Source organism: Cytobacillus sp. FSL R5-0377, assembly GCF_038004385.1.
Classification (GTDB): Bacteria; Bacillota; Bacilli; order Bacillales; family Cytobacillaceae; genus Cytobacillus.
Genome location: NZ_JBBORA010000001.1, coordinates 3,597,266 through 3,616,835 on the forward strand (window position 1 = coordinate 3,597,266; position 19,570 = coordinate 3,616,835).

Annotated in this window: 14 protein-coding genes and 1 other annotated feature; of the genes, 11 read left to right on the forward strand and 3 right to left on the reverse strand. The window is 41.5% G+C overall.

Annotated elements, in window-relative coordinates:
• Nucleotides 1-143: 143 nt before the first annotated feature.
• Nucleotides 144-1,709, reverse strand: a complete 1,566-nt coding sequence (gene spoVB / locus NSQ49_RS18290) for a stage V sporulation protein B (protein WP_159863296.1) — start codon at nt 1,707-1,709, stop codon at nt 144-146.
• Between the two features lie 70 nt (nt 1,710-1,779).
• On the opposite strand from spoVB, the gene NSQ49_RS18295 reads away from it, so the two are divergent.
• From NSQ49_RS18295 to NSQ49_RS18320, 6 genes are all read left to right on the forward strand, one after another.
• The gene (locus tag NSQ49_RS18295; RefSeq protein ID WP_251284454.1) at nt 1,780-2,121 is read left to right on the forward strand and encodes a post-transcriptional regulator; all 342 of its coding nucleotides are present in this window, start codon (nt 1,780-1,782) and stop codon (nt 2,119-2,121) included.
• Nucleotides 2,122-2,410: 289 nt separating this feature from the next.
• On the forward strand, nt 2,411-4,675 hold the full coding sequence (secDF, locus tag NSQ49_RS18300; RefSeq protein WP_251284453.1) for a protein translocase subunit SecDF: 2,265 nt from the start codon (nt 2,411-2,413) through the stop codon (nt 4,673-4,675).
• 135 nt (nt 4,676-4,810) lie between these two features.
• Entirely contained in the window at nt 4,811-5,707 is an 897-nt protein-coding gene (locus NSQ49_RS18305) for a cation diffusion facilitator family transporter (protein WP_159863293.1), read from the forward strand.
• Between the two features lie 28 nt (nt 5,708-5,735).
• A complete protein-coding gene (locus tag NSQ49_RS18310; RefSeq protein WP_159863292.1) occupies nt 5,736-6,053 on the forward strand; it encodes a LapA family protein in 318 nt (105 codons plus the stop codon).
• A 158-nt stretch (nt 6,054-6,211) separates the two neighbouring features.
• Nucleotides 6,212-8,581 (forward strand): single-stranded-DNA-specific exonuclease RecJ, encoded by a 2,370-nt coding sequence (gene recJ, locus NSQ49_RS18315; protein WP_159863291.1) that lies wholly within the window; start codon nt 6,212-6,214, stop codon nt 8,579-8,581.
• Nucleotides 8,572-9,084 (forward strand): adenine phosphoribosyltransferase, encoded by a 513-nt coding sequence (locus NSQ49_RS18320; protein WP_035331259.1) that lies wholly within the window; start codon nt 8,572-8,574, stop codon nt 9,082-9,084. Before recJ ends, NSQ49_RS18320 begins: the two co-directional genes overlap by 10 nt.
• A 148-nt stretch (nt 9,085-9,232) precedes the next feature.
• Here the strand turns inward: NSQ49_RS18320 and NSQ49_RS18325 are convergent, their stop codons facing one another.
• Nucleotides 9,233-10,591 carry an IS1182 family transposase gene (locus NSQ49_RS18325; protein ID WP_159871981.1) on the reverse strand — a complete coding sequence of 453 codons (1,359 nt, stop codon included), beginning with the start codon at nt 10,589-10,591 and terminating at the stop codon, nt 9,233-9,235.
• A 563-nt stretch (nt 10,592-11,154) separates the two neighbouring features.
• Here NSQ49_RS18325 and NSQ49_RS18330 point away from each other — a divergent pair.
• Nucleotides 11,155-13,350, forward strand: coding sequence for a RelA/SpoT family protein (locus NSQ49_RS18330; protein WP_159863290.1), 2,196 nt, complete (start codon nt 11,155-11,157; stop codon nt 13,348-13,350).
• 14 nt (nt 13,351-13,364) lie between these two features.
• Nucleotides 13,365-13,805, forward strand: a complete 441-nt coding sequence (dtd, locus tag NSQ49_RS18335) for a D-aminoacyl-tRNA deacylase (RefSeq protein ID WP_159863289.1) — start codon at nt 13,365-13,367, stop codon at nt 13,803-13,805.
• A 51-nt stretch (nt 13,806-13,856) separates the two neighbouring features.
• Here the strand turns inward: dtd and NSQ49_RS18340 are convergent, their stop codons facing one another.
• Nucleotides 13,857-15,602 (reverse strand): SH3 domain-containing protein, encoded by a 1,746-nt coding sequence (locus NSQ49_RS18340; protein WP_251283647.1) that lies wholly within the window; start codon nt 15,600-15,602, stop codon nt 13,857-13,859.
• Nucleotides 15,603-15,828: 226 nt separating this feature from the next.
• Between NSQ49_RS18340 and NSQ49_RS18345 the strand changes: the two genes are divergently transcribed.
• The 3 genes from NSQ49_RS18345 (at nt 15,829) to aspS (ending at nt 19,522) form a co-directional block, all read left to right on the forward strand.
• Nucleotides 15,829-16,005, forward strand: coding sequence for a hypothetical protein (locus tag NSQ49_RS18345; protein ID WP_048010351.1), 177 nt, complete (start codon nt 15,829-15,831; stop codon nt 16,003-16,005).
• 114 nt (nt 16,006-16,119) lie between these two features.
• Nucleotides 16,120-16,360, forward strand: a binding site (T-box leader).
• Between the two features lie 86 nt (nt 16,361-16,446).
• Entirely contained in the window at nt 16,447-17,721 is a 1,275-nt protein-coding gene (hisS, locus tag NSQ49_RS18350) for a histidine--tRNA ligase (protein ID WP_159863287.1), read from the forward strand.
• Between the two features lie 25 nt (nt 17,722-17,746).
• The gene (gene aspS, locus NSQ49_RS18355; protein WP_251283648.1) at nt 17,747-19,522 is read left to right on the forward strand and encodes an aspartate--tRNA ligase; all 1,776 of its coding nucleotides are present in this window, start codon (nt 17,747-17,749) and stop codon (nt 19,520-19,522) included.
• Nucleotides 19,523-19,570: the final 48 nt, after the last annotated feature.

Sequence of the window (19,570 nt, forward strand, 5' to 3'; positions counted from 1 at the left end):
CAAACTGACCGTAATGGACTGAAAAGAAGAACAAAGACTAAGAACGCCGCATCCTGTGGCAGCGTCTTTATGCCTCACTTCCTGTTGGCATCAACTTACAATCAGCGGGGATAAGGAACCACCCCGCTGATTGAAATCTCACTTTATTTGAATGCCAGCCTGGATATCATTTTGCCTATCCCGGGAATACGGACCAAGTCATTCTTTTTAATCAGTTTTAAGAGTAATAAAAGGACGATATAGACAATTGTGATAACAGTGGATACCAAAATAACCCCTGCGGCTGTATTCATGTCAGTGGCAAGGATGTCTTTTAGCATCCAGAACCCGGCTCCTCCTGACATAACCATTGCAATAAACGTTTTTATATAGTCTCTTATGAAAAAAGTAAAGGAAATAGCTTTCAGAACGGTTGCAAAATGAAGCATTGTCACCAGGACTGTTCCTGTCAAGATCCCCATCGCAACTCCGTTTATCCCGAAAGCAGGCTGGCTCGCCAGGAGAAAGATAACTGCTGTCTTTACAACCGCGCCAATCAGACTGTTGATCATAGCCGCACGGGCTAGATTCAATGCCTGTAATGTTGCCTGAAGAGGTCCCTGATAATAATAAAAAAGGAAGAAGGGCGCCATTAGTTTAATAAAATGTGAGCCGCTTGAGGAGCCATACATCACTTCCATTAGCTGATCGGAAAGGACGTAAAGAACCACAACCGCCAGGCCGCCGGTAATAAATGCAAAGCGAAGCGCCTGCTGAAGCCTGTATTCGATCAGCCCCATCTTATTTTGGGAATTTGCCTCGCTTATAGCTGGAACAAGAGAAGTTGACAGAGAATAAGTAATGAACGATGGCAGCATCAGAAGAGGCATGGCAAAGCCCGTAAGAGCACCATACTGCTTCGTAGCAGCAGCTGCTGCAACACCTGCAAGTGCAAGACTTTGTGCTACTACAATCGGTTCAAAAAACCAAGAGACCGAACCGATCATTCTGCTGCCAGTTGTTGGAAGGGCAACAGTCATCAATTCGTTAAATGTGCTTTTTCCGGAAGACACATATTTAAAAAATTGTTTCCTGACTCTGAATTTCTTTTTAAGCTTAAATGTGGTCATTAAATAAAGCAATGATGCAAGCTCCCCGATAACTGCTGCCAGCATGGCACCCGCCGCCGCATACTCAATTCCATATGGCAGGAATGCCTTAGTCATTAAAGCGATCAGGCTGATTCGGACTATCTGCTCAATCATCTGGGAATAGGCAGCAGGCTTCATGTTCTGCCTGCCCTGGAAATAACCCCGAATGACTGAGGAAACGGCAATAATCGGCACAATTGGTGCGATTGCCATCAAAGGCAAGTGTGTCCTGTTATCAGTAAAGAGTGTCTCTGATAATAATGGTGCGAGCAAAATTAAAGCGGGAGTGAAAACTATGGAAAGTGAGATGGTCGTTGCTAAGGAAACAATTAATATTTTCTTGATTTTTGCTGTATCGCCTCTTGCCTCTGCCTCTGCCACACTTTTCGAAATAGCAACCGGCAGCCCGAGCTGTGTGATGGTGACGACAAGAATCATGGTGGGAAAGGCCATCATATAAAGGCCAACACCTTCTTCTCCAATAAATCGGGCAATGACAATTCTGTTAATAAAGCCAAGGACCCTGGTCACCAGACCTGCAGCGAGCAGGATCATGGTGCCTTTCAGAAATTTGGACATTCAACTCCCTGCCTTCTCAAAATGGGTAATATCATATACAATTATCTATATGCAAGATAGAGGACAAAGCATGACAGGCTATCATAATTTCCATGTTATTAATGGCGGGGAGGCGGCTGAAATCGGCCATGAATATGATTATTTTCGCACTACGGTAAAACCTGCATTGGAAAGCAAATTGGATGAATTTCAGCTTCTGGGATATAAAAAAGTGACTGAACAGGAACTCTGGGGATATCTGACAAAGAAAAAGTGGAAAAAACCAAAAGAAAATGTCAGGCTATTTGAAATTGTGGAAGAAATAATGGAGGTAAAGGTGAGTGAATACATCCACTATGCTACCATCGAGGCTTTTAAAGAGGCAGAATTTTCTTTCGAGAATGAAGAAGAACGGAGAAAACTATTAAAGTAATTAGAATTTTCCGGTTTTCCCCTGGTTTAACATGATTTAAGACAAATTGACAGGTTTTACAATCTGTTTCATAATGAAAAGCGGAGTAATTGGTCTTTTTTCATGTCATAGGTCATACATAGAATGAAATTTAAAAAAACGAGTGAATCAAACAACAGTCTTTTAACGGGCATGCATACCTAAAAATTATGCAGCCTCCCATGAAGTTTTGGTAAATAATGCATCACGCCGCTGATGGAGTGCCTGTTATATCAAATAGCGGGCGATAGCTAAGGAGGATTTATTCAGAATGGTAAAGCGCAGCCGTATCGTTGCTTTTTTCCTGATTGTTTTATTACTGGGAAGCCTGGCTGGAGCAACGACGAACAACATCTTAAAAGATATTAAGCTTGGACTTGATTTGCAGGGCGGATTTGAGGTTCTTTATGAAGTCACGCCAAAAGATGGTCAGAAGGTAAATAAAGATGTCCTTGCAAGTACTGCTGAAGCACTGGACAGGCGGATCAATGTTCTTGGAGTCAGTGAGCCGAATATCCAGATTGAAGGAGATAAGCGGATTCGTGTTCAGCTTGCTGGTGTAACAGATCAGAATAAAGCAAGAGAAATTTTGTCTACAGAAGCTAACTTATCATTTAGAGATGTAAATGATCAGTTGATGATGGACGGTTCAGACCTTGCTGAAAATGGTGCAAAGCAGACATTTGATGAAAATGGAAAGCCGAGTGTTTCATTGAAGCTGAAAAGTGCCGGCAAATTTAAAGATGTAACTCAAAAAATAGTCAATATGGGAGCTCCAAATAACTTGCTTGTCATTTGGCTTGATTTTGAAGAAGGCCAGGATTCCTTCCAGGCCGAGGCAGCAAAAAAAGATCCAAAATACTTATCTGCTCCACAGGTAAGCCAAATCTTTAATCAGGATACCGTTTCCATTGTTGGGAACTTTACAATTGAAGAAGCACAGACGCTGGCGGATTTATTGAACGCAGGATCCCTTCCTGTCCAGCTCGATGAAGTTTATTCAACATCAGTAGGTGCTAAATTTGGTGAGCAGGCAATGGAAACAACTATTCTTGCTGGTATCATTGGCATTGCAATTATATTTATTTATATGATTGCAGTTTATCGTTTCCCTGGGTTTATAGCGACACTTACATTATCTTTCTATATCTACCTGATATTACTCGTATTTGACTGGATGAATGGCGTACTGACTCTGCCTGGTATTGCTGCGCTCATTCTGGGGGTTGGTATGGCTGTTGATGCGAATATCATTACCTATGAGAGAATCCGGGAAGAAATGAAAGTGGGCAGGACAATCAAATCTGCTTTCCAGGCAGGGGAGAAAAACTCCCTTTCTACAATCTTTGATGCGAATATCACAACTATTTTAGCAGCAGCCGTATTATTCTTGTATGGGACAAGTTCTGTAAAAGGATTTGCTACCATGCTTATAATAAGTATCCTGGCCAGCTTTATTACTGCTGTATACGGTACAAGACTGCTTATGGGGCTTTGGGTCCATAGCAAAGCACTTGATAAAAAGCCAGGCTGGTTTGGAGTTAAGAAAAGTGACATCAAAAATATTGCTGAAAATTACGATACCCTTGATTTGCCGACGAAATTTGATAAGTTTGATTTTGTAGGGCACAGAAGGAAGTTTTTCATTCTATCGGCAGTATTAATTACAGTGGGGATTATCGTTGTATCCATATTCAGGCTGAACCTCGGAATTGATTTTGCAAGCGGTACGCGTATCGAGCAGCTTGCTGATAATCCTTTAACCAAAGAAGAGCTGCAAACTGAATTATCGGCTGTAGGCTTAGAGACAGATGACATTGTGATATCTGGTGATAATAAGGAAATTGGCGTTGCAAGATTAAAAGGTGTACTGACTAAAAATGAAATAGCCGAATTAAAGACTCATTTTCATGAAAAATTTGGTGCCGATCCAAATGTCAGCACGGTTTCACCGACAGTCGGTAAAGAACTTGCCAAAAACGCACTGATTGCATTGGCTATTGCCTCTGTCGGCATTATTATCTATGTAACCATCCGTTTTGAAATTAAAATGGCAGTGCCTGCAGTTCTTGCACTTCTGCATGATGCTTTCTTTATTATTGCTATATTTAGCTTTACACGCCTTGAAGTGGACATTACCTTCATTGCGGCAGTCCTGACGGTAGTCGGTTATTCAATCAATGATACCATCGTAACCTTCGACCGGATGCGTGAAAATATGCAGAAAAAGAAAAAACTTAAATCATTTGAAGACATTGCAGACGTTGTAAATAAAAGTCTCCGCCAAACATTGGGACGATCTGTTAATACTGTTCTGACTGTTGTTTTTACAGTAGTAGCACTTTTGGTGTTTGGAAGTGAATCAATCAGAAACTTCTCGTTTGCACTTCTGATCGGTTTAATCGCAGGTACCTATTCATCCATTTTCCTTGCTGCACAGATTTGGGCAGTATGGAAAGGCAAAGAACTGAAAGAAAAAGGCGTTATTCATACTGTTAAAGAAAAACGCAAGGTCAGTGACGAACCTCAAGTGTAATTATTACAAAAGCTCAGGCATGTGCCTGAGCTTTTTTTCATTGAAAGAGGATGATGTCTATTTTGCAAATTTGGTTAATGATTCCGGGAAATAGGATAAACTAATAGCAAGATCAGGGAGGAAGGAAGTATCGCTTTGGCAAATAACGATCGTTTTAAGAAGGCTGAATTTGCAGCTATAATCGGCATCGTGGGCAATATTATTCTTGCTGCCCTTAAGTGGGGAATTGGTGTTTATTCAGGGAGTAAAGCGCTGGTGGCGGATGCGGTCCATTCAGCTTCGGATGTTGCAGGGTCCTTTGCTGTATATTTGGGACTGAGAGCCGCAAAACAGCCGCCGGATGAGGATCATCCATATGGGCATGGGAAAGCAGAATTGATAGCAGCCATAATTGTTGCCGTCCTGCTGTTCCTCGTGGGAATTGAAATCGGAAAATCATCATTTGAATCATTCTTTTCTCCAATTGAACCTCCAAAAGCAATTGCAATAGCTGCAGTGCTAATTTCCATCATTGTGAAAGAAGCAATGTTTCGGTATAAGTATAATTTGGGAAAGAAACTAAACAGTGATGCTTTAATTGTTAATGCTTATGAACACCGTTCAGATGTTTATTCATCTATTGCCGCTTTAATAGGCATTGGCTGTGCGGTTATTGGCGGAAGAATGGGGATCGAGTGGCTTGAATATGCAGATCCTGTGGCTGGACTTATTGTTTCCATAATGATTCTCCAAATGGCGTGGAGGCTTGGGAAAGAATCTATTCATAGCACACTTGATCATGTGCTTCATGAGGAAGATACAATTGAAATGCGCAAAACGGCTGAATCCGTCGATCAGGTTAAAAGAATCGATGAATTGCATGCAAGGGAACATGGACATTATGTTATTGTTGATATTAAAGTTTCAGTGGATCCTAATATGACTGTTGAGGATGGCCACCGGGTCGGCAAGGAAGTAAAACGCAAGCTGCTTGAATTGGAAAATGTTCAAAATGTCTTTGTTCACATTAATCCTTATAGCAGGAACGAATAAATTAGAGAACGATCTGGGAGAGGATAGTATGAAATTTCAATGGACTTTATTATTTGGTTTTTTATTTGCATTAATAGTGGCTGTTTTTGCAGTGATCAATGTGGATAATGTAACGGTTAACTACTTGTTTGGGGAAAGCCAGTGGCCGCTGATACTAGTGATTTTGGGATCTGTCCTTATGGGTGGACTAATTGTCGGTTCCGTGGGCATTGTCCGCATCTATTCACTTCAAAGGCAAGTGAAAATATTAAAAAAGGAAAATGAAAAGCTGAAAACAGGAAGTGCCCGAAAAGGTAATACTGAAAAAGAAGAATTTGAAAAAGAGCTGGATAGGGATATACATTAGATGAACAGGCTTGAGCTTTTGCTCAAGTTTTTATTTTGGACGCAATAATTGATCAGCTGCTAATATTTTCTTTCCAGAATTGTTTGGGTTATCCCGATTTTACCTTATTGAAACGCATCATCCCCTCTTGTATAATTAATAAGCTGAGGGGTGAACGTATGTTACATTCAAGAACGCGATGGATTGTTCGGCAATCACAGGAGGACAAAGTGCAGCTCCTTTCAAAGGATCTGAATATATCTCCTCTTACAGCATCGCTGTTAATTAATCGCGGAATGGATACCGCTGAATCTGCACGGTATTTTCTGATGGATAATAAGCAGGAATTTCATGATCCTTTTTTAATGAAAGATATGGCAATTGCCGTTACCAGAATAAAAGAAGCCATCGAAAAACAGGAGCCTATATTAATATTTGGTGATTATGATGCGGATGGTGTCACTAGCACTTCTGTCATGATGATGGCTCTAAGAGATCTTGGTGCTGACGTCCGATTCTACATACCGAATCGTTTTACAGAAGGCTATGGACCAAATATCCCGGCTTTTGAATATGCAGCCGAAACGGGCATTCGCTTAATTATTACAGTAGATACCGGGATCGCTGCTGTAAATGAAGCAAAATCTGCAAAAGAGCTTGGTATGGATTTGATCATTACAGATCACCATGAGCCCGGCCCTGAACTTCCTGAAGCATTGGCCATTGTGCATCCAAAGCATCCCGAAAGCACATACCCATTTCGGGAGCTTGCCGGTGTTGGAGTAGCCTTTAAGCTTGCTCATGCCCTGTATGGTGAAATGCCTGAGCATCTTTTGGAAATAGCGGCGATCGGCACAATTGCTGACCTTGTTTCTTTAACAGGAGAAAACAGACTTATTGCCAAGCGAGGAATTCAAAAACTGAAATCAACTAAAAATACAGGCTTGAATGCTTTGTTTAAAGCGGCAAGAATCGAGCTTCCTTCCATTAGTGAGGAAACGATCGGCTTTACTATCGGCCCTCGGCTCAATGCAGCCGGAAGGCTGGAAAGTGCTGATCCTGCTGTGGATTTGCTTCTGACAAGTGATCCTTATGAAGCACAAGCCATTGCTGAAGAAATTGAAATGCTGAATAAAGAGAGGCAAGCTATTGTCAATGACATTGCAGCACAAGCGGTTCATGAGGTTGAAACAAATTTCCCAATCAGCGAGAATTCAGTTATTGTTGTTGGAAAAGAAGGCTGGAACGCAGGAGTAATCGGAATAGTAGCTTCAAAGCTTGTTGAAAAGTTTTACCGCCCGGCCATTGTCCTTAGTTATGACAGTGAAAATGGGCTTGCAAAGGGTTCTGCAAGAAGTATAGAAGGGTTTGATCTGTTCAAGAATCTTTCTGAATGCAGGGATATCCTCCCCCACTTTGGAGGACACCCGATGGCAGCGGGTATGACTTTATCCATTGATGCGGTTGATGATCTGCGAAGCAGACTGAATACTCTTGCAAATGAACAGCTGACTGAGGAAGATTTTATACCTGTAACCTCCATTGACGGGGTTTTCCATTTAAAAGATATTAATCTTTCTTCTATTGCAGAGATGCAGCTGCTTGCTCCATTTGGGATGGGGAATGCAAAACCGAAAGTAATGATACAAAATTCCAACATTGCAGCTATGAGAAAGATCGGATCTGAACAGACACATATTAAAGTTACAATCGAGAATGAAGGATATTCACTTGATGGCATCGGTTTTGGACTTGGACATTTGCATGAGCATATTTCACCATACTCCAAGGTCTCTGTTATTGGTGAATTATCCATTAATGAATGGAACAATATTAAAAAACCGCAAATTTTTCTTCAGGATATGGCAGTAAACTCCTGGCAGCTGTTTGATATCCGGAGTTTAAAACGGCTTGAAAGGCTTCAAAGTGTCATTCCCGAGGCAAACACAACCTGGATATTTTTTAATGAGGAATCTATTTCCAAATACAAGGGGGCTGCGGGGGAGAATATGGTGAAAATAACATCTGCAAAAGATGCAGAAGCCATAAAACTGGAAGGCTCAAACGTTGTACTGGTTGATTTGCCGCCTTCAAAGGATCTCCTTGCACAAGTCTTCTCCGGCAAAAAACCTGCCAGAATTTATGCTCATTTCTATAAAGAAGACAGTGACTATTTCAGCACGATACCAACAAGAGACCATTTTAAATGGTATTTTGCCCTGCTTGCCAAAAAAGGCTCTATTGATATCAGTCGCCATGGGAATGATATTGCCAAGCATAAGGGATGGAGCAGAGAGACAGTAGATTTTATGTCGCAAGTGTTTTTTGAATTGGATTTTGTTAAAATAAATAATGGTGTTATTTCGTTAAACAATACATCCACTAAACGTGATTTAGCTGATTCACGAACTTATCAGCTTAAACAGGCACAATACACTCTTGAGAGCGATTTGCTCTATTCATCCTTTCAGCAGCTCAAAGACTGGTTTGATGAAGTTATGCAAGGGGCTGTAAAACTTGAGGAGGCAAAGGAAGAAAAATGGACTTAAAACAGTATATAACAATTGTAGAAGATTGGCCGAAGCCGGGCATTAAATTTAAAGATATTACCACACTTATGGACAATGGTGAAGCGTATAAATATGCCACTGATCAAATTGTTGAATATGCACGTGAAAAGAAGATTGACCTGGTTGTTGGGCCAGAAGCCCGCGGATTTATCATCGGATGCCCAGTGGCTTATTCTTTAGGTGTAGGCTTTGCCCCTGTCCGCAAAGAAGGTAAACTTCCGCGTGAAACAGTCAAGGTTAATTATGGCCTTGAATATGGAAAAGATGTATTAACGATTCATAAAGATGCCATAAAACCAGGGCAAAGAGTCCTGATCACTGATGACCTCCTTGCTACAGGCGGAACTATCGATGCAACCATCCAGCTTGTTGAAGAACTTGGCGGAGTAGTGGCAGGGATTGCCTTCCTTATCGAGTTAACATACCTTGACGGGCGTAAAAAGCTTGACAACTATGACATTCTGACATTGATGCAGTATTAATTTTTTTATAAAGAGAGCGCCAGATGTAATGGCGCTCTCAGTTTGTAGACAAAAGGGGTTCGGAATAGCCTTATTCCGGACCCTTTTTACTTTTTTATTGGACTTGAAAGCATTTTTTCATGACTGTAAACCTCTCCGAGGTCATCTTCTAGGCTATTACTGGGCCTTGCCAAGTCCAGTTGGCCATTTTCTTTAAATTCATGGCAGCGAAAGTAAGCATCGCCTGCATTGACAATTTTTTAAGTCCCCTTAAAGTTGTCCAACGCATGCCATGCTTTTCTTTTGCATCTGCGAAAACACGTTCAATTGTTTCTTTTCGCTTCTCATAGATTTTTTTGACGTTTTGATGGTGGCGAAGGTGGTCTGCCTCTTCCAAATGTTCCTCCCACACATGACGTTGAATGAGCTTTTGGTGCGCTTGACTCTGTGTGCATTGAGACAAGAACGGGCATCCAGCACAAATTCGCGGATCTGATTTATATTGACGATAACCTTCCTTTGTAGTCGTTTTATACTTTAATATCTCACCAGCTGGGCAAATGTAACAGTCAAAATGCTCATCATAAACATACTCATGTTTTCTGAAGAAACCCTCTTTTGTGCGAGGTCGTGTGTAAGGTAAAGCAGGTGTGATGTCGTTTTTCAATAAGTAGCTCGTGATAGCAGGTGTTTTATAGGCTGCGTCGGCCGCAACAGCTTCTGGTTTACTAACTTTCTCAATGACTTGTTCTACCAATGGCTCTAAAATATGACTATCATGCGTGTTACCAGGGGTTACAGTTGTGCCTAGTACAAAGCCGTTGCGATCTGCGGCAGCGTGAAAAGAATAGGCGAACTGTTTTGTACGCTCATCTTTTACATAGTATCCACTCTCTGGGTCAGTTGTACTTTCCTTAGTTTCTTTGAATTCTTCCTTATCAAACTTATCTGGCGGAAAAGGCTTTTTTCCATGATCTTCACGATCTCGATTAATTTCTTCTTGAAGGCGTTGTTGATAGGCACGGGTTTCTTTTCGAACAACTTTCTTTTCAAATTTCCGTTTATTCGCACTCGCTTTTACATGAGTAGAATCTACAAAAACATGTTCTGCACTTATTAAATTCTTTTCAGCTGCAGCTTTTAAAATTCGATAGAATATCTGTTCAAAGAGATCGGTATTTTTAAATCGGCGCTCATAGTTTTTTCCGAAAGTTGAGAAGTGAGGAACTTTATCGTGGAAGCCGTATCCTAAAAACCACCGATAGGCCATATTTGTTTTCAATTCCTCAATTGTTTGACGCATGGAGCGAATACCGAAGGTATATTGAATGAATGTGAGTTTGATTAAGATAACAGGGTCAATACTTGGGCGTCCTACTTCTGAATACATATCTTTCACCAAATCATAGACAAAGGAAAAATCAATCGCCGCTTCAATTTTGCGAACCAAATGGTCCGCTGGGACAAGTTCATCTAATGCAATCATTTCGATTTGATCCCGTTGAATTGGATTATGTTTAGAAAGCATCTTAATCACCTCAAGTATCGTATTACTTCTATTTTAAAACAAAAATGACTGCAGACAAGCTCAATTTTCATTGAGTTTGTCGACAGTCTGAGAGCGCCAGATGTAATGGCGCTCTTTTTAATTGGCTGTTATCGTAAAGTTTGTTGTTTTTCATAACCTAGTATAATTTGCTGAGTTGATCTTCGGAGTGGGCACTTGATCCTTATAAGTGGTCACGCATTCCTTTGTGCGGTGTTTCTTTCAAGGAAGTTCGTTCAGCATCCTGCGGGCAGCGTTGTTAGGTGAAAACAAAATTAAGACGAAAAGAGCGTTTTAAATTTATTAGAAAATAATATTTAAAGTGCTTTCAAATCCATTTATGGAAAAACAATAAAGGAATTCGGACAAAAAACGACAAAAATTTTGTTATTCCCATAAAAATAACAGTCTATCCCTTTACATCTTCACTTTTTTTTTCGATAATAGTAGCAATATTAATTTTTTTATAACTTGTTATTAATGATCAATTACAGAATTATTACATTATGCAACTGCATAAAATTCAGGGAGATAAAGGTGATTCCATGGCGAACGATCAAGTTCTGACCGCCGAGCAAGTCATCAACAGGGCAAAAGAATATTTAAACGATGAGCATACAGAGCTTGTTAAAAAGGCATACGAGTTTGCCAAGCATGCCCATCGTGAACAATATAGAAAATCCGGTGAACCATACATCATCCATCCCATACAGGTAGCAGGTATCCTTGCTGATCTGGAGATGGATCCATCTACGGTTGCAGCCGGCTTTCTTCACGATGTGGTTGAAGATACCGAAGTCTCATTGGAGAATATCGAAGAAGCCTTCAATTCAGAAGTGGCCATGCTTGTCGATGGTGTAACGAAGCTGGGGAAAATCAAATATAAATCACAGGAAGAGCAGCAGGCAGAAAACCACCGGAAGATGTTTGTGGCTATGGCCCAGGACATCCGTGTGATCTTAATTAAGCTTGCTGATCGCCTTCATAATATGCGGACACTTAAGCACCTGCCTGCTGAAAAGCAGCGCCGCATTTCAAATGAAACACTTGAAATTTTTGCACCTCTTGCCCATAGGCTTGGAATTTCCAAGATTAAGTGGGAACTTGAAGATACAGCCTTGAGGTACCTAAATCCGCAGCAGTATTATCGCATTGTAAACCTGATGAAGAAAAAAAGGGCAGAGCGGGAAGAGTATTTAGATGATGTTATTAATGTTATGCGGAACAGAATGTCAGAGGTCTCAATTAAATCAGAAATCTCCGGACGCCCTAAGCATATATACAGCATCTATCGAAAAATGGCGCTTCAAAATAAGCAATTCAATGAGATATATGATCTGCTGGCTGTACGTATTGTTGTAAACAGCATTAAGGATTGCTATGCGGTTCTCGGGATTATTCATACATGCTGGAAGCCGATGCCCGGCCGTTTCAAAGATTATATTGCCATGCCTAAGCAAAATATGTATCAGTCACTTCATACAACGGTTATTGGACCAAAGGGCGATCCACTGGAAGTCCAGATCCGCACCATGGATATGCATAGAATTGCAGAGTTTGGTATTGCTGCCCACTGGGCTTATAAAGAAGGAAAGAGAGTGAATGAAGGTTCATCTTTTGAGGAGAAACTGACCTGGTTCCGTGAAATTTTGGAATTCCAGGATGATGCAGCGAATGCCGAAGAATTCATGGAATCATTGAAAATTGATTTATTTTCCGATATGGTGTTTGTTTTTACTCCTAAAGGGGACGTCATCGAGCTTCCTTCCGGATCAGTTCCAATTGACTTTGCTTACCGGATCCATTCGGAAATAGGAAACAAGACAATCGGCGCCAAAGTGAATGGAAAAATGGTAACCCTGGATTATAAGCTGAAAACCGGAGATATCATTGAAATTCTTACATCCAAGCATTCCTATGGACCAAGTAAAGACTGGCTGAAGCTGGCTCAGACATCTCAGGCAAAGAATAGAATCCGGACGTTCTTCAAAAAGCAGAGAAAAGAAGAAAATGTGGAAAAAGGGAAAGAGCTTGTTGAGCGGGAAATCCGCAATATGGATTTCGAGCTGAAGGAAATTCTGACACCTGATAATGTCAAAAGGGTTGCAGAGAAATTCAATTTCGCAACAGAGGAAGATATGTATGCTGCCGTTGGGTATAACGGGGTAACAGCTCTTCAGGTTGCCAACAGGCTTACAGAAAAATGGCGCAAGAAACGTGACCTTGAACAAACCTCCGATATTACAAATGCAGTTTCTGAACTAAAAACATTTGCTTCATCCAAAAAGCGCGAGTCCGGTGTCCGGGTTTCAGGCATTGATAATCTGCTCATTCGCCTTTCCCGCTGCTGTAATCCTGTCCCCGGGGATGAAATCGTCGGGTTTATTACAAAGGGGAGAGGTGTCTCTGTACACCGTGATGATTGCCCTAATATTGAAACCGATGATGCGAAACAAAGACTCATCCCGGTAGAGTGGGAAACAGCATTAAATGACCGGAAAGAATATAATGTTGAAATTGAAATTACCGGTTATGACCGCAGAGGTTTGTTGAACGAGGTACTTCAGGCTGTTAATGAAACCAAAACCAACATCTCAGCTGTATCAGGCCGCTCGGACCGAAACAAATCAGCAACAATTAATATGTCCATTGCTATACACAATGTAAGCCACCTGCAAAGGGTTGTGGAGCGGATAAAGCAAATCCCTGATATTTATGCTGTAAGAAGGATTATGAACTAAAGGGAGCAGATAGAATGCGTGTTGTAGTGCAGCGAAGCAAAGAAGCCAGTGTAACGGTGGACGGAGAAACCGTTGGAAGCATCAAAAAGGGGTTTGTTTTGCTCGTTGGAGTTACCCACGAAGATAAAGAAGAGGACGCTGCTTTTCTGGCTGATAAGATTGCCAATCTTCGTGTGTTTGAAGATGATGCAGGCAAAATGAATCTATCACTGCTCGACCAGGAAGGTGAAATTCTTTCGGTTTCCCAATTTACATTGTATGGAGACTGCCGGAAGGGAAGACGGCCTAATTTCATGGAAGCGGCCAAGCCTGAGCATGCCGTAAAAATCTATGATGCCTTCAACAGGTTTCTAGAAGCTAAAGGCCTGAAAGTAGAAACTGGTAAATTTGGAGCTATGATGGATGTTCAATTAACCAATGACGGGCCTGTAACCTTAATTTTAGAAAGCAATTAAAATTCCTTCGTATTGAAAAGCCCTGGCACCAAGTGAGTGCCAGGGCTTTTGCTAATTCTTAAAATATCGTGCAAGTCCCTGATAGATTCCTGCTGCTGCTGATTGCTGATACTGTGCAGAAGCTATCAGGGCTTCTTCTGCCGGGTTGCTGAGATATCCGAGTTCAATCAGCACGGCATTGCGTTTGTTCTCTCTGATCACATGATAATCCCCGACTCTATAGCCTCGATCTCTCAGGCTTGTCATCGCTGTTACATTGGTATGGATATTGGCTGCCATTTCCTTTTGAAAAGGATGATAGTAATAGGTTGTCGCTCCTCGTGCAGTCCTGTCCGGCGTGCTGTCATAATGAATGCTGATAAAAGCATCTGCGTTATGATGATGTGAAATACCTACTCTCGAAGGCAGCGGCAAATAGGTATCCCCGCTCCTGGTCAGAATAACATTGGCACCTGCAGCCCTTAATTTTTCGGCAAGCAACTGAGCCGTCCTGATTGTAATGTCCTTTTCGCGTGTCCCTCTTGCTCCCGTTGTCCCATTATCACGGCCTCCATGACCCGGGTCAAGAACAATTGTTTTATTATTCAGGTGCTTTTCTGCTCCTGGCTTGGTTACTGCAGGGGCGGAGCCTTCAACTGTTACAATCCAGCCTGCTAAAAAACCCTTTTCGCCGTTTGGCAGGCGAATTCCGTACCAGTCATTATTTAAACTGATAATCTCAAAGCTGTCCCCTTTATTTGCCCTGTATATAACAGATGACTGGGTACTCGCTTTTTTTCTAATATTTGATCCGTTATGTAAGATAATTGCAGAACTGCCGTCTATATTTTGCTGAGTAGAACCAGAATTCTTTTCGGCTGTTATGTCTATAAACCAGCTTGCGGCCCAGCCATAATTACCAGGCTGAAATTCAATCTTTACCCAATTATCAGCTTCTTCAAGAATGGGAAAAGTCTGTCCCTTTGCAACTGAACCAATTGGTTTTCCATTTAGTGATCCTTTATTTCTTACTGTTAAAGTGGTTGCAGTTATAGTACCGATTTTTCCAAAAAGTGACTGTTTTGGCCTGCCTTCTGATTGTAAGGATTGAACCGCAATATATTGGCTGCTGATCCACCCTGTATTGCCAGAGAAAGAGATTTCTGTCCAGCTGCCATTTTGAGAAAGAACATCAACTGTCTCCCCCGAATTAAGCTTACCGATGATGTCACTTTGAAGAGAAGGTTCGTTTCTCACATTTAGAGAGTTTGCCGTAATCTCTCCGGTTTGGCTGCTGCTCGGTGAACTTTTCTTTTGTGTGCCGCTGAATTTGACAAATTCATCTGCTACCCATCCGTCTCCATATGGGGTTTGAATTTTAACCCAGCTTCCTTCAGTGCTCTTGACCTTATAGGCTGCTCCTTTTTGGATAGTCCCCAGAACCCCGTAGCTAGTACCAGGTCCCTTTCTCACTCTCAGGCCATCTGTTGTGATGACCACCTGGGAATTCTCATCCGCCGCTTTTTCTTCTTTCTGACTTGAAGCTGTATTGGCAACTAGCCAGCTTGCGACATAGCCATCTTCTCCCTGGAAATTAATTTTTATCCATTCTCCTTCACGGGAAATGAAGTTAAATCGATCTCCTTTCTGGGCTTGTCCCAGAATTGGATAGCTTAAGCCCGGTCCTTGACGGACATTAAGATCATTGGTGGTGATTGTTACCGAACTGTTTTCAGCTTTAACCTGTGTTTCCGTCAGTGATATGCCAGCTAACAGCATAAGACATATCACGGCAATAAGTGGCTTTCTTTTCTTCAACAGACCGCCTCCTTTCATAAATAAATCCTTATTAAAAGAAAAACAAACAAGGTGCCGGGCGTCAAGATAACTTTGGTCCTAATATACTTCTGCACCTTGTGCAAATTCCCTTCTAATATCGGTTTATCAGCCATCATTTTTAGTTCCAAATTATTTATCCTATTATGAAACATTTCATCTGAAGATGGAAAGAATAGAACAGACTACATAAAAAAGGGTGAGCACAATGAGATTTGGAGAAAAAGGGATGTCTGCACAATCTGGTGAAAATCAGCTGTTCGGGGTGGATTTTCATGATTTTATACAAAAAGAACAGAACTCAAACATGATAGAACTTGCTTCTGAGTTTGGACTATCTCTAAGGGATGTAAGAAAACTGAAAAAAAGGCTGGAACGTTCATAACACTTTTTTAAGTCTTGACATTGAAGGAAATGCTCCGTATTATAATATAAATAAAATGACAAAATAATTAAATGTCTAGCTGAAGCGCCAGACCAGGCGTTATTGCTTTTCGATAATAAACCAGTGATGAAGAAGAGTAGTTAAACCCCACATGAAAAGAGAGAGAATGCCTCCAGGCTGAAAGCATTCTTACATGATGATTTAACGAAAGAACACTTCGTAGGTTTCTCTCTGAAAAAGATTTGATCTTTAGTAGGAGCTGAACGTTAACAGGCGTTAACTGTAAAAGAGGAAGTCTATTTATTGGCTTCAACTAGGGTGGCACCACGGGAAATACCAGACTCTCGTCCCTTGTATTTAATATACAAGGAGGCGGGGGTTTTTTATTTTGCCTAAGACTGACCCATACATACTGATATTTTGCATTAGGAGGTAATTTTCATGTCAATTAAGATACCGAGGGGAACACAGGATATTCTGCCGGGAGAAGTTGAGAAATGGCAATTGATTGAAGAAAAGGCCAGGGAGCTTTGTGAGAAGTTTCAATATCGTGAAATCAGAACACCTATATTTGAACATACTGAATTATTCCTTCGCAGTGTTGGAGACACGACGGATATTGTTCAAAAAGAAATGTACACGTTTGAAGACCGCGGCGGCCGCAGTCTGACCCTTCGTCCTGAAGGAACAGCCTCAACTGTTAGATCGTTTGTTGAGCACAAGATGCATGGAGATGCAAGCCAGCCTGTAAAGCTATATTATATGGGACCAATGTTCCGTTATGAGCGCCCTCAGGCAGGACGATTTCGCCAGTTTGTCCAATTCGGCGTGGAAGCGATCGGCAGTGCTGATCCTGCAATTGATGCGGAAGTAATTGCTCTGGCAATGTCACTTTATAAAAGCATGGGCCTGCAAAAGCTTAAATTGATTGTGAACAGCCTTGGCGATAAAGCAAGCCGGACTGCACACAGAGAGGCTCTGGTCAATCACTTTAAGCCTCGCATCGGGGAATTTTGCCAGGATTGCCAGAACCGCCTTGAGAAAAATCCAATGCGAATCCTCGACTGTAAACAGGACCGTGAACATGACCTTATGAAGTCTGCTCCATCTATCATTGATTATTTAAATGATTATTCAAAAGCTTACTTTGAGAAGGTTCAAAAGTATTTAAAGAGCCTGGATATTGACTTTATTGTCGATCCAAATCTTGTTCGCGGCCTGGATTATTACAACCATACGGCCTTTGAAATTATGAGTGATTCTGAAGGGTTCGGGGCTATTACTACTCTTTGCGGCGGGGGACGATACAATGGCCTCACTGAGGAAATTGGCGGCCCTGAAGCACCGGGAATAGGTTTTGCATTAAGTATTGAGCGATTTATTGCTGCTCTTGAAGCAGAGAAGGTGGATCTGCCTCTTAATAAGGGTATCGATTGCTATCTTGTATCCCTTGGAGAGGAAGCAAAGGATTATACAGTCGGCCTTCTTCAAAAACTTCGGATGGCAGGATATTCTGCTGAAAGAGATTATCTTGACAGAAAAATTAAAGCTCAGTTTAAAGCGGCAGACCGGTCGAATGCGAAGTTTGTTGCTGTCCTGGGTGAAGATGAGCTGAAAGCAAACAAAATAAATGTAAAATCAATGGAATCAGGAGAACAAACAGAGGTTGAGCTTGATTCTTTTATAGAGAAATTCACAGTACTTTATCAATCATAAACTAGTGTTTACAGGAGGAATTAGTATGTTTGGGCGAACGTATTTTTGCGGGGAAGTAACGGAAAAAGCTATAGGAGAAAAAGTAAGCTTAAAAGGATGGGTACAAAAGCGCCGGGATTTGGGCGGTCTGATCTTTGTGGATTTGCGTGACCGCACTGGAATTGTACAGGTTTTATTCAATCCTGAAGTTTCTCCAGAAGCTCTTGCAGCAGCTGAAAAAATCCGCAATGAATTTGTTCTTGACATAGACGGAGAAGTAATTGCGCGTGAAGAAGGCACAATCAACGAGAATTTGAAAACAGGGCGCATTGAAATTAAAGCCGAAAAAGTAACAATCATTAATGAAGCAAAAACACCTCCTTTTGTAATTGGCGATAATGCGGATGTTTCAGAAGATGTCCGTCTTAAATACCGCTATCTTGATTTGAGACGCCCGGTTATGTTCGATACCTTTAAAATGCGTCATCAAGTTACTAAAGCAATGAGGGATTTCTTGGACAGTGAAGGGTTTTTAGATGTGGAAACACCGATCTTAACGAAGAGCACTCCGGAAGGAGCCCGAGATTATTTAGTTCCAAGCCGTGTGCATCCGGGCGAATTTTACGCTCTTCCTCAGTCTCCTCAAATCTTTAAGCAGTTATTAATGGTAGGCGGATTTGAGCGCTATTACCAAATTGCACGATGCTTCCGTGATGAGGACCTTCGGGCAGATCGCCAGCCTGAATTTACTCAACTCGACATCGAAATGAGTTTCATGAGCCAGGAAGAAATCATCAGCCTGATGGAAAACATGATGGCAAAGATTATGAAAGAAGTGAAAGGCCATGATGTAAAGCTTCCATTTCCTCGCATGACCTATCAGGATGCGATGGATCGTTTTGGTTCAGATAAGCCGGATACACGCTTTGGTATGGAGTTAACAGATCTGTCTGAAATCGTGAAAGAGTCAAGCTTTAAGGTGTTTGCCGGAGCAGTAGCTTCCGGGGGACAGGTTAAGGCCATTAATGTAAAAAATGGAGCAGGAAAGTATTCAAGAAAAGATATTGATGCCTTAACAGAGTTTGCAGCTGTTTATGGTGCAAAAGGGCTTGCGTGGTTAAAAGCGGAAGAAGACGGATTAAAAGGTCCGATTGCCAAGTTTGTCACTGAGGATGAGCAAAAATCATTCTATTCTGTTTTATCTGTAGAACCGGGAGACTTGCTCCTATTTGTGGCTGATAAAAAGAATGTTGTAGCTGATGCACTTGGCGCTCTTCGCTTAAAGCTTGGTAAAGAGCTTGATCTGATTGATCAAAGCAAATTTAATTTCCTTTGGGTTACTGACTGGCCGCTTCTGGAGTATGATGAGGAAGAAGGCCGATATTATGCAGCCCATCATCCATTTACCATGCCTGCAAGAGAAGATTTAGATCTTCTTGATAAAGATCCTGCTCAAGTCCGCGCACAAGCATATGACCTTGTATTAAATGGCTATGAGCTTGGCGGCGGTTCATTGCGTATTTTCGAAAGAGATGTTCAGGAGAAAATGTTCAGTGTGCTTGGTTTCTCAAAAGAGGAAGCTGTAGAACAGTTTGGATTCCTGCTTGAGGCATTTGAATATGGAACTCCTCCACATGGCGGTATTGCCCTGGGGCTTGATAGACTTGTGATGCTATTGGCCGGCAGAACAAACCTGAGAGATACAATTGCATTCCCTAAAACAGCCAGTGCAAGCTGTGTGCTTACAGAAGCTCCTGGGGAAGTTAGCCAGTCACAGCTTAACGAGTTGAATTTAGCGCTTAATTTGAAAAAAAGTGAGTAATTTCCTATTTAATGGATAATTAGTTGAAAAAAATCATTTTTCAGAAAG